The organism is Lutibacter sp. (assembly GCF_041555395.1).
Classification (GTDB): Bacteria; Bacteroidota; Bacteroidia; order Flavobacteriales; family Flavobacteriaceae; genus Lutibacter.
In genome coordinates this window covers 1-15,476 of record NZ_JBFFKM010000055.1, presented here as the reverse complement: position 1 = coordinate 15,476, position 15,476 = coordinate 1, and the positions used below count along the sequence as shown (strand labels likewise).

Here is a 15,476-nt window from a genome sequence, read left to right as displayed (position 1 = left end):
TTGTCATAAAAACAGGAATTTAACATTATTCAAAGTCAAAAAAATTATGGAACCTGTTTTTTTATCTCTTGAAGAAATTTATTTAATCTAAATATTTTCCCGACGGCTTTGCCCCGGGGTTTCCGATTTACCTCTCCTTTGGAGAGGGTGGAACTGCCTTTTCGCAGTTCCGGGTGAGGCAAAATATAAAATTTCAGTTTTGGCCCTGAGGCTAAAATGAAACCGTCAAAAATACCTCTATGGTTCTGCCTCGAGGATAGTCGGTTTCAAGAATTTTTTTATTTTAAGGTCGTAAATGATGAACAAATTGATGAATTACTGAAATAACTTTCCTTAAATTTGCATCTTTAATCAATCCACTGAATGCCACAATATCCAAAGAAAGAATTAGCGAAACTTATCATAGCTTCTTGTATAGTGAATGAGATTGAACATATTGTGATTTCACCCGGTTCCCGAAATGCGCCCTTAATTATTGGTTTTAACGAATCAGAAAAATGTAAAACACTGTCGGTTGTTGATGAGCGCAGTGCTGCTTTTTTTGCTTTGGGAATTGCGCAGCAAACCAGAAAACCGGTGGCTTTGTTATGTACTTCCGGTTCGGCATTGTTGAATTATTATCCTGCAATTGCAGAAGCCTTTTACAATAATATTCCCTTGGTGGTTATATCGGCAGACAGGCCTGCGCATTTGATTGATGTGGGGGACGGACAAACAATTCGTCAGGAAAACGTGTTTGGGAATCATATTTTGTTCAGCGCAAATTTAGGGGGTGGAAATGACAGAGAACTTATTAAAAAAGCACTTCAAACAGCAATAGACAAAAAAGGTCCCGTGCATATTAATGTGCCTTTTGAGGATCCTTTATATGAAAAAATAGCTGCAGAAACAATTGAAGATGAGGTTAAAAAATTAAAGTCGGGAATAGTCCTGCCTGAAAAAAAATCTTTGTTGAATGAAACTCCTCTGGAGGTAAATGCCCTTCAGAAATTCGCAGATATCTGGAATGCTTCTTCAAAAAAGATGGTCTTGGTAGGTGAACATTTTCCTGATGAATTGCTGCAAACACAATTGGAACATTTAGCGAAAGATCCATCGGTTTTGGTGCTGATTGAAAACACAGCCAATGTTTCCCATCCGAAATTTATAAACAGCATCGATAAATTAATTTTTCCTTTTGCGGAAGATGAATTAGCTGCATTTAAACCGGATATCCTGTTGACTTTGGGTGGAATGATTGTTTCAAAAAAAATAAAGGAACAGTTGCGCAACCACAAACCAAAACACCATTGGCACGCTGATGCCAAAAGAGCCTATGATACTTTTCATTGTCTGCAACATCATTTTAAGGTATCGCCGCAATTGTTTTTCAGCCAGTTTTTCTTTTTAACAAAGCCTAAAGAAAGCAATTACCAAAAATTTTGGTTGCATAAAAAAGAAGTCAGATTGCAAAAACACCAGGAATTTATTTCGAATTGTGCATTTTCAGACTTAAAAGTATTCAGTAAAATTTTACCTTCAATTCCAAATAATTCACAATTACAATTAGGCAACAGTTCAATAATCCGTTATGCGCAACTGTTTGATATTAACAAATCATTGCGTGTTTTTTGCAATAGGGGAACCAGCGGAATTGATGGATGCACAAGTACCGCGATTGGCGCAGCTTTTGCAGTAAAAGAAAACACCTTGTTTATCACAGGTGATGTCAGTTTTTTTTACGACAGCAATGCATTGTGGAACAGCTACATTCCAAATAATTTCAGAATAATGGTGATTAATAACGGCGGTGGCGGTATTTTCAGATTTATTCCTGGGCCACAACAATCCGGTGCGCTGGATTATTTTGAAACACCACACCATTTAACGGCAGAACATTTATGTAAAATGTATCATTTTGAATACCGTACGGCAAAGGATGAGGGGGAATTAAAGGAACAACTTTCTGACTTTTATGAAGAAAGCAGCCTTCCTAAAGTATTGGAAATTTTTACGCCAAGGTTAGAAAACGACAACATATTAAAAGCATATTTCAACAATTTAAAAGTATAAATCATGGAAGAATTAAAGATAGGAGATAAGGTAGATTTATTGGTTGTAAGAAACACAGCAATGGGTTTTACAGTTTTGGTAAATCAGGAATTTGAAGGATTGCTTTACAAAAATGAGCTCTTTCAAAAAATTCATGAAGGGCAGCAACTAATCGGCTACATTAAAAAAATAAGGGAAGATGAGAAGCTTGATGTGAGTTTGCAGCCTATTGGTTTTAAACAAACCATTGTGAGCTATGAAATCAGATTATTGAAAGCCCTTAAAGAAAATGAAGGTTTTTTGCCATTGACCGATAAAACTGCGCCTGAGGAGATCAAATACCAATTGGGAATGAGCAAAAAAGCATTTAAAAATGCCGTTGGAGGTTTGTTCAGACAAAAATTGATTACCATAAGTGATGAGGGAATTACGTTGTTTAAAAACGCCTGAACAATATAATAAGTAACAAAAAAAGCTATTTAAAAATGTAAAAGTTTTAAACAGCCTTTTTGTTTATTGATTTTTTCTGCGAAGCTATATATTCAATTTTCCTTTTAGGACATCACTGATTGCATCCTTATTTACCATCACCGAAATGGTTTTCAACCTGAAAAAGGCTTTGCTCATATATACATAACCTCCGTTGCCAATGCGCTCGCCTGCCGTTCCCCAGGAGTTCTTCACTTTGTAATATTCGGTTCCGTTTTGGTCTTTCTCCAGACCCACAATATGCATTAAATGGTCGTCTGTGGTGTTGTGATTTTCAAATTCCACTTGTCTGAATTCAGGCGAAACGGTAGTTTCCTCTACAATGTAGGTCATCGCTTTTTCATTATTTTCAATATTTTCAGGAACAACGGCAACACCATATTTTTGAGAAAATGTTTTTTCTGAAACATCACAATCCAATGCCAAAGAATAACCTTTTTCCAGTGCTTTATCAACTTCATTGACCAACTCATCAAGTGGAATATTGTAAAAAGTGCCATTTGCAAAATTGTCGGGAATATTTAAAATGAAAGTAGTGTAAAATGGCTGCTGTAAAAATGAAGTCAGCGTAATATAATTTGAAGTATTTAGTTTGGTCATCTCCAAAAATGACTTTGGTGTGTAAACCACACCATTGTATAGGAAATTTTCTGGAGTGATACCTAGATTTGCATCCAAAATGGAATCTGTGGCAATCTTCCAGCTTCTTGCCGTTGATTTTTTGTCATTTTTAATATACGCATCCAGTACTTTCTGAAGTTCGGGAACAATTTTTGAATGATCGTGATTGGCCGCATCATGGAGCAATCCGGAATAGGCACTTTCGGGAACCAATCCGTTTAATTTTATTGAATTTAACGCATCGTGAGACAAGCCGCCTTCGCCAAATTGAGCAGTACCCTGACGCATGATGTAATTCCATGCTTTTGCCGGATAAGTATTGCGTACAGTGTACATTTCAGAAATATCAATATTTTCACCTGTAGTTCTGTAAATTTCAGATTCAAAAAATGAGGAAGTTGCAAAACTCCAGCATGTTCCGGTTTTCCCCTGACTTTTTACAGCAGAGGCTTCAATATCAACAATGGGTGTAAATTGATAGGCTTGTTCACTTGGAATGTTAACTTTTACAACGGCATTTTCCTGTGCGTAAAAGAAAGTTGAACTAATTAATACGATTGCAATTAATATTTTTTTCATTTGGGATTTTTATTTTTTATTGATAAGTTTTTTGCCTTTTTATGTTTTGATGCCTGAATAATGAGGAGCGAATTTAAGTTTTATTTATTAAACTTTCCTGATTAGTGTTGTCCGGTTTTTCTTTATACTTTAACCTGAACTTCCCTGATTGGTGTTGACCAGTTATTCTTTGAACTTTACACTTTCTCCTTTATACTTATCAATTCCCCCTTTGGGGGTTAGGAGGTTTTTTATTCCTGATATGTTCCGTCTCGTTTTTGAAGAACCCTTTCTATATTTTGGTAATAACCATCAGCATTTGGATCTCCTTCAGCCAATTTCATATAACCGCTTTTATAATAGGACAATGCTTGTTTAAGTTTACCGCCGGTCTCGTAATAGCGTCCGATGTAATAATCACCAATTGGAGACTCCTTATATAGTTTGTTGATCATTTCTCCAAAATCTTTTAAATAATCCCCATTTTCTTTATCCAAAATAATGGATTCAATAGCAAAAATGTCGCTTTCCCTTATTTTCAGATTGCTTCCGAATAAGTAGTCGATTTCAATATATTTATTTTCCAGATAAGCAATGGCATCGGGAGGAGACAAGTCTTTGATGTTTTTTTCATACGCTTCTTTTGAAATCGCCGAATACAAATCAAAAATATAGGCAAGCGCACTTGGAATGGTTTGTCCTATCGACGCCACAGCACTGCTGTTTTCAAAGAATTCATATTTAAATTTAAATTTTGGGTTATTGGCAGTTCCCAGCAGCGCATTGGTGGTATTTATGGCAGTTTTCCAGTTTTCCGGATTATAAGTGCCATTGGACAAATAATAATACCTGTTTTCCTCTTTTAAAGATGGGATTTTTTGTTGCAATAAAGCAGGCATGTCAGTTGCATAATACGGATTAATGGCTATAAAAGCATTAAATCCGGGATAATCTTCCAATAAAAAATAATTGATAAAATTTGCTGTGAGCGTGTTGCCCACAATAGTTCTAAAAGGGGAGATTCTGTAATTTTGTTCAAAATAATCGAGCAATTCACCTCTGATAAACCTGTAAAAAGCATCACTGTCTTTCGTTGGTAAACTGTTTTCTTTGGAATAGGAGCAATCCTTATAGCGCTCATTGTACTGGTTTTGATTGATGCCCACAATAATTTGCTCCGGTGCTTTTTCCTTTGTCGAAAAAAGGATGGAATTACCGACGTAAACATCGAATAAATATTCTGCATCCAACACAATAGTAAGCGGGTATAATTTTGTGGAATCACTTGCATAACTTGGCGGAACGTAAATTTTTAAATAACGATCGTTGTTTAATTCCTTCGAATTGAATTTCTTCAATTCGGTATTTTGGGAAAAAACAGCATTTGAAAGGATCAATGCAAGTGCTATGAATCCGGTTTTTTTAAGAAGTTGTAGTATCATGCCTTAAAGTTATGTATTTTTTTTAAAAGCCAAAATCATAAACAGTTATAAAATTGAATTCACATTTTATAAAATCATTTTTTAGGCATTTAATATAAGTACCCCCAAGTTTTAAGGTTATAATTTTTTAAATCACTTAAATGATTTATTTTTACGTTCTAATTGAAAAGAAAATGAAAGAAATTAATTGGAAAACGGTCAGGGAATTTGAAGACATTACCTATAAAAAATGCAATGGCGTTGCACGAATTGCGTTTAATAGACCCAATGTAAGAAATGCGTTCAGACCCAAAACCACAAAGGAATTATATGAGGCGTTTTACGATGCTCAGGAAGACACTTCAATTGGGGTGGTTTTGCTTTCTGCGGAAGGGCCTTCAACCAAAGACGGTGTGTATTCTTTTTGCAGCGGCGGAGACCAAAAAGCACGCGGCCACCAGGGTTATGTTGGGGAAGACGGCTATCATCGATTAAATATATTGGAGGTTCAGCGCTTAATTCGTTTTATGCCTAAACCGGTTATTGCAGTGGTACCGGGCTGGGCTGTGGGCGGCGGACATAGTTTGCACGTGGTTTGCGACCTGACTTTGGCAAGTGAGGACCATGCCATTTTTAAACAAACCGATGCTGATGTCACCAGTTTCGATGGTGGTTATGGTTCAGCTTATTTGGCTAAAATGGTCGGACAAAAAAAAGCAAGGGAAATATTTTTTCTCGGAAGAAGTTATTCAGCACAGGAAGCTTGTGATATGGGAATGGTTAACGCTGTAATTCCTCATGAAAAATTGGAAGATACTGCCTATGAATGGGCACAGGAAATATTGGCAAAATCGCCAACTTCTATAAGAATGTTGAAATTTGCGATGAACTTAACAGATGACGGTATGGTGGGACAGCAGGTTTTTGCAGGTGAAGCAACCCGTTTGGCCTATATGACAGAAGAAGCAAAGGAAGGTAGAAATGCCTTTTTGGAAAAACGAAAACCCGATTTTGAGAAAAAATGGATACCTTAAGCAATTAATAATTAACAATTATTTAAATCTTTCAATTTTTTAATAAACACAAATGAAAATAATTTGTATTGGGCGCAATTACGCAAAACATATTGCCGAATTACAAAATGAAAAACCGCTGAATCCGGTTGTATTTTTAAAACCCGATTCTGCCATATTGACCAAAAATCAACCGTTTTTTATTCCGCCATTCTCTAAGGAAATTCATTATGAAGTGGAAATATTGGTAAAAATAAATAAAGTCGGAAAATACATCAACCAAAAATTTGCGCATACCTATTATGATGAAATTGGTTTGGGAATCGATTTTACCGCACGTGATGTTCAGGATGATTGCAAAGCAAAAGGGTTGCCTTGGGAAAAAGCAAAAGCATTCGACGGCAGTGCTGTAATTGGTGCGTTTTTTCCAAAAGAAAGTCTTGGGGATTTAAATAATTTAAACTTTAAATTGAAGAAAAACGATCAGGTTGTTCAAGATGGAAATACAAATGCCATGCTTTGGAAAATAGATGAACTTATTGCCTATGTTTCTCAGTTTTTTACGCTCAAAAAAGGAGATGTATTGTTTACGGGAACTCCTGAGGGCGTTGGTAAAGTTGCTGAAAATGATATATTGGTTGGGATTCTCAACGGTGTTGAAAATTTTCGTATTACTGTAAAATAAACAGGTAGTTTATAGCCGCTTATTAAATAAAAACGTGCTTTTTTAGGTGCGTTTTTTGTATTCAAATCATTTTATAGTCCAATTAGGAATGCTATTTCCGATTGTTTTTTACGCAATAAAATAATACCAATTGAATTTTTAAATGTTGTGTTAAAAATTTGGATTATTTTTAGTTCAGTTTAGAAATAAAACCTGCCGGCCGGCCGGTTTAAGCATAACCTAAGATACGGTTCCATTTTATAACGACAAATGAGCTAAAAAGAAACGAATTTTATGCGACATTTGAATGTTTAATTGGTATAAATGCTTAAAATGAAAATAAAAGCGGTCTAAAATCCTTTGGTTCTTCCTGACGATGCTCTTTTAAAATATTGTAGCCGTAATGCGTTTTTACCAATTTTTGAAAGTCGTACTTCAATCGTGGAAATTCCCGCAATAATTTCTCAAAATTAGTCGCTTTTGATTTCGTCATAAAGTAATATAAAATTTCAGCATAGGCCTTCGTCAAAGTTTTATTGAACTTGTCGCATTTTAAGGCGGTTTTAAAATATTTTTCTTTTATGGTGTTGTTTTTAACAATAGCAACTTCCAATCCGTGTTTTTGGATTAAAATCCATGCAAGTCTTAACATGGTTTCATGGGTAAATAACTCAGGGCTCAACGAACAATTTTCTAATTGCTCTAAAAGCTCTTTGTCGCTTAATTGATTAGTAGTAGTCATAGCTGTAGTTGGTTTTTTCAGTTATAGTATATAAAAAATAGATGCTTGTTTTCGTAAAAGGTTGCGTGTTAATTACTACTTTTATCACAAATATAGTGAAAGAAATGCAAGCAGAGATTATAACTATTGGAGATGAAATTTTAATTGGACAAATTTTAGATTCAAATTCAAAATGGGTGGCTGAGGAATTGAACAAAATTGGCGTTTCCGTATATCAAATAACGACTGTTCAAGATGACAGGCTGCACATTTTAAAAGCGGTAAAAGAAGCGCAATCCAATGCCGACATTGTTATTATTACGGGTGGATTAGGTCCTACAAAAGACGATATCACCAAATTAACGCTGGCCGAATATTTTAACGACACTTTGGTTTTAAATGCCGAAATTGAAACGCACATACAACAGCTGTTTGCCAAAATAAATTATCCGTTTACCCAGGTTAATAAAAATCAAGCTTTGGTTCCTTCAATTTGCATCCCTTTAAAAAATGACTTTGGGACCGCACCGGGAATGTGGTTTTATCAAAAAAATAAAGTGGTTGTTTCATTGCCTGGAGTTCCTTTTGAAATGAAAGGTTTGATGTCGCAAAGCGTATTGCCTAAATTGCAGGCGACCTTCAATTTGCCATTTATTCTGCATAAAACCATTTTAACGTATGGAATGGGGGAGAGTATGCTTGCAGAGAAAATTGAAGATTGGGAAACTAATTTGCCATCTTTCATCAGGTTGGCTTATTTGCCATCCTTCGGAAGCGTTCGTTTGAGATTAAGCGCAAAAGGGGCAACAATGGAGATGCTTAGCGAAGGTATTTCAAAAGAAATGGACAAGTTGGTAAAATTAATTCCCGATATTATTGTGGGTTTTGAAGAGAATGAGACGATTGAAGTGGCTATTGGGAAATTATTAACTAAAAAAAAGCAGACTTTGTCGGTGGCGGAGAGTTGTACCGGAGGAAATATCGCTAAAATAATTACATCGGTTCCGGGCGCTTCAAACTATTTTGTGGGAGGCATTGTAGCTTACAGCAAAATCATAAAAATAAAGGAGTTGAATGTGCCTGAAAAAATAATAGCGGAAAATACGGTGGTGAGTGCCCAAACTGCTGAGGCGATGGCAAAGGGAATTCAACAAAAATACAAGACCGATTATGCCATAGCAACGACCGGAAATGCTGGGCCTACAGCTGATGATACTGATAAAACCGTAGGGACGGTTTTTATTGCCATCGCCACGCCAACAACTGTTTTTTCGGAAGAATTCTTCTTTGGAAAACCAAGAGAAAAAGTAATAGGCCGTGCTTCAAATAAAGCATTGGAATTGCTGAGGAAAGAAATTTTGAAAAACTAGCAAAATAAGTTTGTGTATTCAAGTTTAAAGAATTAATTTTGCATCTCGTTTTGAGAATATACTAAAAAGGTACAGAAATATGTCAAGAGTTTGCGAACTTACTGGAAAAAAAGCAATGGTTGGAAACAATGTTTCTCACGCATTGAATAGAACTAAAAGAAAATTTGACGCTAATTTAATTAAAAAGCGTTTTTATATTCCTGAGGAAGATAAATGGGTAACTTTAAAAATATCTACATCTGCTTTAAAGAATATCAATAAATTAGGAATCTCCGCTGTTTTGAAAAAAGCAGTAGATAACGGTTTTTATAAAAAATAATAGAGATGGCAAAGACAAAAGGAAATAGAATTCAAGTAATTTTAGAGTGTACTGAACATAAAGGTACAGGATTACCTGGTACTTCTAGGTATATTACCACCAAGAACAAAAAGAATACCCCAGATAGAATGGAAATTAAAAAATTCAATCCTATCTTGAAAAAAATGACCGTTCATAAAGAAATTAAATAATATAGGATCATGGCAAAGAAATCAGTAGCATCGTTACAAACAGGATCAAAAAGATTATCAAAAGCAATAAAAATGGTAAAATCTCCAAAAACAGGAGCTTACACTTTTGTTGAAGCTATTATGGATCCTTTAAACGTAAAAGCATTCTTAGACAAAAAATAAAAATTTGTTTTACAGATTAACGATTAAGGCTACTTTCAATTTTTTGAGAGTAGTTTTTTTTTATATTTACAGTAGTAATTTTTAAAAAATGAGTTTATTCAATAAATTATTTTCCAAAGAAAAGAAAGAAACCCTGGACAAAGGTCTGGAGAAAACAAAAACGACTTTTTTTTCGAAGCTGTCAAAAGCGGTTGCAGGAAAATCAAAGGTTGATGATCAGGTATTGGATAATTTGGAAGAAGTGCTAATTTCTTCTGATGTGGGCGTAGTGACCACACTTAAAATTATTGAACGCATTGAAGCAAGGGTTTTAAAGGACAATTATTTGGGAACGAACGAATTAAATACAATTCTTCGGGAAGAAATCGCCGCTTTATTAGCCGAAACCAATGCGGGAAATGAAACTGACTTTACGACTCCTTCGAATAAAAAACCCTATGTAATTATGGTTGTTGGCGTTAATGGCGTTGGAAAAACAACCACCATTGGCAAATTGGCCGCACAATTTACTAAAAACGGCAAAAAAGTAGTGTTGGGTGCGGCGGATACTTTTCGTGCTGCAGCGATAGATCAGTTACAAGTTTGGGCCGATAGGGTAGGCGTTCCGGTTGTCCGTCAGGATATGGGTAGCGATCCTGCTTCCGTGGCTTTTGATACGTTAAAATCTGCCGTGGCCCAAAATGCCGATGTGGTGATTATTGATACCGCGGGCAGATTGCACAATAAAATTAACTTGATGAATGAGTTGACCAAAATAAAACGGGTCATGGAAAAAGTGGTGTCTGATGCACCGCATGAAGTTTTATTGGTGTTGGATGGTTCTACCGGACAAAATGCTTTTGAACAGGCAAAGCAGTTTACCTTAGCTACTGAAGTAACTTCACTGGCGGTAACCAAGTTAGATGGTACGGCTAAAGGTGGCGTGGTGATTGGCATTTCAGATCAGTTTAAAATTCCGGTAAAATATATTGGCGTTGGCGAGGGAATTGACGATTTACAGGTGTTCAACAAAATTGAATTTGTAGACTCTTTTTTCAAATAGAAAAAGTTTAAAAAAATAAAAAAACCTCTTATTTAAACGATAAGAGGTTTTTTTATTTTCATACCTTTAGTGATTAATGAAAAATATCAAAAAAATAATGAAAAAAGCACTGATTATTTTAGGACTTCTATTCATAATCTCTTCTTGTAAAAAGAAAGAAGCGCCTGTTTTATTTACGCCCTATGATGAAACGTCAGAAATTGCCGAACAGCAAAGCCATGAAATTGAGCGGATGAGATTTAAATTGATTCAGTCCAAATATTTAGATATGAATGCCATATTTAAACCTTTTGAAGAAGAACTCTCTTATTTTTCTGAAATAGATTATGAAAATCTAAAGCCTTATATCGTTGAAAGGGATATTCCTTCCATACAGACTTCAGTAACAAACCGAATCTTAAGCTATGAGAAAATAGTGCTTTTTTACTTGTACCGAATAAGAAAATATGAAAGCAATAATGATTTGGCTTTGCACAGTATCATCACATTAAATCCTGAAATTTTGGAGGAAGCCAGGGAAAAGGATAAAAACAGGCCTGATGATGTAACAAATACCGTTTATGGTTTGCCAATTTTATTAAAAGACAACATCAATACTATAGGAATGCCAACAACTGCAGGTGCTTTTGCTTTAATAGGAAATGCAAATACCGCTGATGCTTTTATTGTGAAACGTTTAAAAGAAAACGGCGCCCTTATCTTAGGAAAGGCAAATTTGAGCGAATGGGCGTACTTCTTTTGTAAAGGTTGTCCGGTTGGTTATAGCGCTATGGGCGGACAAACTTTAAATCCCTATGGCAGAAAAATATTTGAAACGGGTGGTTCCAGCTCGGGCAGCGGCGTTGCGGTTGCGACAAATTTTGCGGTAGCTGCTATTGGTACGGAAACTTCCGGCTCTATTTTATCGCCTTCCAGTAAAAATTCAGTAGTTGGGTTAAAACCAACGGTAGGCTTGTTGAGCAGAACGGGGATTGTTCCAATTTCAAGCACCTTGGATACGCCTGGCCCAATGACGAAAAGTGTGATTGACAATGCTGTTTTATTATCGGCAATGACCGGTGAAGACGCAGAAGATGCTGCAACTAAAAACAATTCAGAGCATATTGATTATCTGGATGAGTTAACTTCATCGAGCTTAAAAGGGAAAAGATTTGGCGTTATAAAATCGTTGCTCAGCGATGCTGTTTATGCGGCAACCGTAGATAAGATAAAAAAAGCAGGTGCGAAAATTATTGAATTTGAACCGCCGCAAATTAATTTGGAAGGCTTTTTAACCTTGTTAAATATGGATATGAAGGTTGATTTGCCAAAATACCTGAAAAATAACGCCGATAAAAGCCTAACAATTTCTTCGGTTGAGGAGGTAATCAAATTAAATCTGGCAGATTCAATTAAAAGAGCGCCTTACGGTCAGCAATTATTTGAAGGTATTGTAAATGATTCCACTTCATTGGTAGATTTTGAGGGGATCAAACAACAATTAAAGACCGATGGCATTGAGTTTTTTAAAACGCCAATGGACAAATACCGGCTCGATGCGGTTTTATCAATAAATAATTATCATGCCGGATTTGCGGCAGTAGCGAAATATCCTTGCTTAACAATTCCGATGGGGTATGAAAAAACAGGAGAGCCTATTGGTTTAACGTTTATTGGGAAACCTTTTCAGGAACAAAAATTATTGCAATTTGGCTATGCTTTTGAACAATTAACGAAAGTCAGAAAAGGCCCAGAGAACTACAAATAAAGAGTTTAGGTTATTTTATGCTATCAATTTGAAAAGTAGTACTTTTGCCATCCTTAAAGAAAAGAGATGAGAACCAAATCAAAAAAAGAGAATAAAATCAATGTAGTGACCTTAGGCTGCTCCAAGAATGTGTACGACAGCGAAGTGTTGATGGGGCAATTATTGGCGAACAACAAAAATGTGGTTCATGAAGATGAAAATGATGACGGAAATATTGTGGTCATCAACACTTGTGGTTTTATTGGCGATGCAAAAGAAGAATCGATCAATACTATTTTACATTACGTCAATAAAAAAGAATTGGGCGAGGTTGATAGAGTGTATGTTACGGGCTGTTTAAGTGAACGCTATAAACCGGATTTGCAAAAAGAAATTCCCAATGTTGATGAATATTTCGGTACGCACGATTTACCAAACTTATTAAAAGTGTTGGAGGCCGATTATAAACATGAGCTAATAGGAGAACGTTTAACTACTACGCCAACGCATTATGCTTATTTAAAAATTGCGGAAGGTTGCGATCGCCCTTGTTCGTTTTGTGCGATTCCGTTAATGCGTGGAAAACATGTATCCACGCCGATTGAAAATTTGGTGATTGAAGCCACAAAATTGGCCAGGAAAGGAATCAAGGAATTGATTTTAATCGCTCAGGATTTAACCTATTACGGATTAGATATATACAAAAAAAGAGCTCTGGCCGAGTTACTTACGGCATTGGCAAAAATAGACGGTATAGAATGGATTCGTTTGCATTATGCATTCCCTACAGGTTTTCCGTTAGATGTATTAGAGGTCATTCACAATGAACCAAAAGTGTGTAATTATTTGGATATTCCGTTACAGCATATCAATGATGATATTTTAAAGTCGATGCGTAGGGGAACTTCACACGAAAAAACAACGAATTTAATTGCGGAGTTCAGAAAATCTGTTCCGAATATGGCGATCAGAACGACGTTGATTGTTGGTTATCCGGGAGAAACTGCAGCAATATTTCAGGAATTAAAAGATTGGGTGGCAGAAATGCGTTTTGAACGTTTGGGCGTTTTTGCCTATTCACATGAAGAAAATACGCACGCTGCAAATTTGGAGGATGATGTTCCTGAAGAAATAAAACAACAACGTGTTAACGACATTATGGAACTTCAAAGCCAGATTTCTTTTGAATTGAATCAGGAAAAAGTGGACAAAACTTTTAAGGTGCTTATCGACAGAAAAGACGGAAATTATTTTGTTGGAAGAACGGAGTTTGATTCACCCGATGTGGACAATGAAGTGTTGATTGATGCGACCAGCAATTATGTGCAAGTGGGGAAATTTGCCAATATAAAAATTACGTCAGCCACGGAATTTGACTTATACGGGGAACCTGTTAGTTAATGAATAATTGAAAATTAACAATTAAAAACTCAAAAAATCAACAAATTAAATAAAAAGGTGAGCTTAAGCTCACCTTTTTATTGTTTTCAGTATTGAAGAAATAAAATTAATTCAAGAAAATCGCATTGGCAAAAAACAATTTTCCGTTTTGCCAAAACGACCTGAATAACGGATTGTCGATCATATAAATAAGTTTTCCTTTTCCTTTGTTTTCAATACCGAACAATAGGGAATTCGGCACATTTTTTAACGCATCGGAACCTGCGAATCCAGAATAATTGCTAGTGTTTTCAGGGAAATAAGCAACATTGACACCTTCTTTCAACAAGTTGTACGCAACATCACTTAATTTTAAGCTGTAATAATGACGCGAATATCCAAAAGCAAGTGGGTGTGTATTGTCTACAGTACTTTTAAAAATACTTCCGGTAATGGTATTTTTTAATGCTTCACGTTCCCGTTGATTGTAAGGAACAATATTTTGTTTGGTGGCTAAACTGTCTTTTGTCGGCTTCTTTTTTAAGGAAAAACCTTCTTTATCTGCAAAATTTGAAACGGAACTTCCAATGGCGATGATGGTTCCTTTGTTGGTGATATATTCTGTGAGGACCTCAAACGTTTCTTTATCAGCTTTATAGTCTTCAGGTAAAATTAAAACATCATATTTAGACAAATCCAATCTCTTGAAATTTTGAGTATTGAGCACGTGCAGCGGATATTTTAGTTCGGTTTCGAAAAAATGCCAGATTTCCCCAAAATTTAAAGTAGAGGTGCCTTCACCCGATAAAATAGCTACTTTTTTAGGACGAATAATTGAAACGTTGCCTGAGCCAAAATCAAAACCGGTAGTTACCATACCTGATTTTACCGCAGTTACATTTTTATTAAGTTTGTTGGCGGTTTCAATAAGGATTTCATCAAAATTTTGAATCTTTTTATTTTCGCCCTTCATAACAATCAGGGAACCTTTGGCATATTGATTCCCGGCTATTGAAAAATCAGCTTGGCTATAACGAACATGAATTCCTTTTTCCAATAAATCGCCTAAGAATTGTGCATCTGAAACCTCATTATATTTACCGATATAAGCATAAGCATCTTTGCTTATAGTATTGCTAAAATTTACAGTTTGAAGTTGGCTGTTTTCAAGGAAAGGAATTTCAGTCTCAGCGGCAAAACCTTGTAAACCATAAGCAAATGGAAGACTCCAGGCGGTAATGTCATAGGTTACGGAATCCGATAATTTGGCTTCCGGCTCAAACAATGCTTTCACCATTTTACCTTTTGGCTGATGGGTTGAAACAATTAAATCTTTTTTTAAGGTTTGAAATGATTTTGTGGTTTTGGAATCATAATCATAAGCGCTCAATTTTTTCCCTTCCGAAACAAAACTTTGAATCTCATGTTTGTCTAAAAGTGCTTTCAGGCTTAACATTTTTTCATAATCTCCTCTTAAAATATAGCTTTTGTATCTTAAATTGGAATTGTCAAAAAACTTTTCAAATTCCGTTAGCAGCTTTGAGGTATTTTTTGAAGTCATTTCTACCGTTGAAATCCCCGTGGTAAAATGGTGCGCTACCCGGTCAGTTAAGGTTAGAACGGTTTCATTCTCAATGGTAACACCCAAGGCGCCGCTTCCTCCACCTGCTTGTTCATAAGTCATTCCAATGGCCCCCATAAAGGTGGGATAGGTATCACCATAACTTGGATATAACAAATCAAAGCGTTCTTTTGTGAAATAAGCCCA

At 35.8% G+C, this 15,476-nt stretch carries 15 protein-coding genes; 11 read left to right on the top strand and 4 right to left on the bottom strand.

The genetic code is table 11. The features are described 5' to 3' along the window. Window positions 1-363: 363 nt before the first annotated feature. Both menD and ABY285_RS10515 read left to right on the top strand, forming a co-directional pair. The gene (gene menD / locus ABY285_RS10520) at window positions 364-2,052 is read left to right on the top strand and encodes a 2-succinyl-5-enolpyruvyl-6-hydroxy-3-cyclohexene-1-carboxylic-acid synthase (RefSeq protein ID WP_372769815.1); all 1,689 of its coding nucleotides are present in this window, start codon (window positions 364-366) and stop codon (window positions 2,050-2,052) included. Between the two features lie 3 nt (window positions 2,053-2,055). After that, window positions 2,056-2,481: a DNA-binding protein gene (locus tag ABY285_RS10515; RefSeq protein ID WP_372769813.1), complete on the top strand. Its 426-nt coding sequence runs from the start codon at window positions 2,056-2,058 to the stop codon at window positions 2,479-2,481. A gap of 84 nt (window positions 2,482-2,565) precedes the next feature. On the opposite strand, the gene ABY285_RS10510 is transcribed toward ABY285_RS10515, so the two are convergent. Together ABY285_RS10510 and ABY285_RS10505 are read right to left on the bottom strand one after the other, a co-directional pair. After that, complete coding sequence (locus ABY285_RS10510) at window positions 2,566-3,720, bottom strand: C1 family peptidase (RefSeq protein ID WP_372769811.1); 1,155 nt, start codon at window positions 3,718-3,720, stop codon at window positions 2,566-2,568. Window positions 3,721-3,950: 230 nt separating this feature from the next. Next, window positions 3,951-5,141 (bottom strand): alpha/beta hydrolase, encoded by a 1,191-nt coding sequence (locus ABY285_RS10505; protein WP_372769809.1) that lies wholly within the window; start codon window positions 5,139-5,141, stop codon window positions 3,951-3,953. A 173-nt stretch (window positions 5,142-5,314) separates the two neighbouring features. Between ABY285_RS10505 and ABY285_RS10500 the strand changes: the two genes are divergently transcribed. Next, window positions 5,315-6,154 (top strand): 1,4-dihydroxy-2-naphthoyl-CoA synthase, encoded by an 840-nt coding sequence (locus ABY285_RS10500; protein WP_372769807.1) that lies wholly within the window; start codon window positions 5,315-5,317, stop codon window positions 6,152-6,154. Window positions 6,155-6,206: 52 nt separating this feature from the next. Further along, window positions 6,207-6,818 carry a fumarylacetoacetate hydrolase family protein gene (locus ABY285_RS10495; protein WP_372769805.1) on the top strand — a complete coding sequence of 204 codons (612 nt, stop codon included), beginning with the start codon at window positions 6,207-6,209 and terminating at the stop codon, window positions 6,816-6,818. A 307-nt stretch (window positions 6,819-7,125) separates the two neighbouring features. Here the strand turns inward: ABY285_RS10495 and ABY285_RS10490 are convergent, their stop codons facing one another. Continuing rightward, window positions 7,126-7,539, bottom strand: a complete 414-nt coding sequence (locus ABY285_RS10490; RefSeq protein ID WP_372769803.1) for a hypothetical protein — start codon at window positions 7,537-7,539, stop codon at window positions 7,126-7,128. A gap of 104 nt (window positions 7,540-7,643) precedes the next feature. On the opposite strand from ABY285_RS10490, the gene ABY285_RS10485 reads away from it, so the two are divergent. The 7 genes from ABY285_RS10485 to rimO all read left to right on the top strand — a co-directional run bounded on the left by ABY285_RS10485 (window position 7,644) and on the right by rimO (window position 13,729). Then, complete coding sequence (locus tag ABY285_RS10485; protein WP_372769801.1) at window positions 7,644-8,888, top strand: competence/damage-inducible protein A; 1,245 nt, start codon at window positions 7,644-7,646, stop codon at window positions 8,886-8,888. A gap of 79 nt (window positions 8,889-8,967) precedes the next feature. Then, window positions 8,968-9,207, top strand: a complete 240-nt coding sequence (rpmB, locus tag ABY285_RS10480) for a 50S ribosomal protein L28 (RefSeq protein ID WP_372769799.1) — start codon at window positions 8,968-8,970, stop codon at window positions 9,205-9,207. Window positions 9,208-9,212: 5 nt separating this feature from the next. After that, the gene (gene rpmG, locus ABY285_RS10475; protein ID WP_299526746.1) at window positions 9,213-9,398 is read left to right on the top strand and encodes a 50S ribosomal protein L33; all 186 of its coding nucleotides are present in this window, start codon (window positions 9,213-9,215) and stop codon (window positions 9,396-9,398) included. 9 nt (window positions 9,399-9,407) lie between these two features. After that, window positions 9,408-9,560 (top strand): DUF4295 domain-containing protein, encoded by a 153-nt coding sequence (locus ABY285_RS10470; protein WP_372769797.1) that lies wholly within the window; start codon window positions 9,408-9,410, stop codon window positions 9,558-9,560. Between the two features lie 88 nt (window positions 9,561-9,648). Then, window positions 9,649-10,602: a signal recognition particle-docking protein FtsY gene (ftsY, locus tag ABY285_RS10465; protein ID WP_372769795.1), complete on the top strand. Its 954-nt coding sequence runs from the start codon at window positions 9,649-9,651 to the stop codon at window positions 10,600-10,602. 97 nt (window positions 10,603-10,699) lie between these two features. Continuing rightward, a complete protein-coding gene (locus ABY285_RS10460) occupies window positions 10,700-12,349 on the top strand; it encodes an amidase family protein (protein WP_372769793.1) in 1,650 nt (549 codons plus the stop codon). A 66-nt stretch (window positions 12,350-12,415) separates the two neighbouring features. Further along, window positions 12,416-13,729: a 30S ribosomal protein S12 methylthiotransferase RimO gene (gene rimO / locus ABY285_RS10455; protein WP_372769791.1), complete on the top strand. Its 1,314-nt coding sequence runs from the start codon at window positions 12,416-12,418 to the stop codon at window positions 13,727-13,729. A gap of 106 nt (window positions 13,730-13,835) precedes the next feature. Here rimO and ABY285_RS10450 read toward each other — a convergent pair. After that, window positions 13,836-15,476: M14 family metallopeptidase (locus ABY285_RS10450; RefSeq protein WP_372769789.1), on the bottom strand; the 1,641-nt coding region annotated here is incomplete at its 5' end.

Bases quoted from the DNA above. Each gene is read 5' to 3' on its own strand.
- menD (WP_372769815.1), top strand. From the start codon at position 364: ATGCCACAATATCCAAAGAAAGAATTAGCGAAACTTATCATAGCTTCT.
- ABY285_RS10495 (WP_372769805.1), top strand. From the start codon at position 6,207: ATGAAAATAATTTGTATTGGGCGCAATTACGCAAAACATATTGCCGAA.
- ftsY (WP_372769795.1), top strand. From the start codon at position 9,649: ATGAGTTTATTCAATAAATTATTTTCCAAAGAAAAGAAAGAAACCCTG.
- ABY285_RS10500 (WP_372769807.1), top strand. From the start codon at position 5,315: ATGAAAGAAATTAATTGGAAAACGGTCAGGGAATTTGAAGACATTACC.
- rpmG (WP_299526746.1), top strand. From the start codon at position 9,213: ATGGCAAAGACAAAAGGAAATAGAATTCAAGTAATTTTAGAGTGTACT.
- ABY285_RS10505 (WP_372769809.1), bottom strand. From the start codon at position 5,141: ATGATACTACAACTTCTTAAAAAAACCGGATTCATAGCACTTGCATTG.
- rpmB (WP_372769799.1), top strand. From the start codon at position 8,968: ATGTCAAGAGTTTGCGAACTTACTGGAAAAAAAGCAATGGTTGGAAAC.
- rimO (WP_372769791.1), top strand. From the start codon at position 12,416: ATGAGAACCAAATCAAAAAAAGAGAATAAAATCAATGTAGTGACCTTA.
- ABY285_RS10485 (WP_372769801.1), top strand. From the start codon at position 7,644: ATGCAAGCAGAGATTATAACTATTGGAGATGAAATTTTAATTGGACAA.
- ABY285_RS10510 (WP_372769811.1), bottom strand. From the start codon at position 3,720: ATGAAAAAAATATTAATTGCAATCGTATTAATTAGTTCAACTTTCTTT.
- ABY285_RS10515 (WP_372769813.1), top strand. From the start codon at position 2,056: ATGGAAGAATTAAAGATAGGAGATAAGGTAGATTTATTGGTTGTAAGA.
- ABY285_RS10460 (WP_372769793.1), top strand. From the start codon at position 10,700: ATGAAAAAAGCACTGATTATTTTAGGACTTCTATTCATAATCTCTTCT.
- ABY285_RS10490 (WP_372769803.1), bottom strand. From the start codon at position 7,539: ATGACTACTACTAATCAATTAAGCGACAAAGAGCTTTTAGAGCAATTA.
- ABY285_RS10470 (WP_372769797.1), top strand. From the start codon at position 9,408: ATGGCAAAGAAATCAGTAGCATCGTTACAAACAGGATCAAAAAGATTA.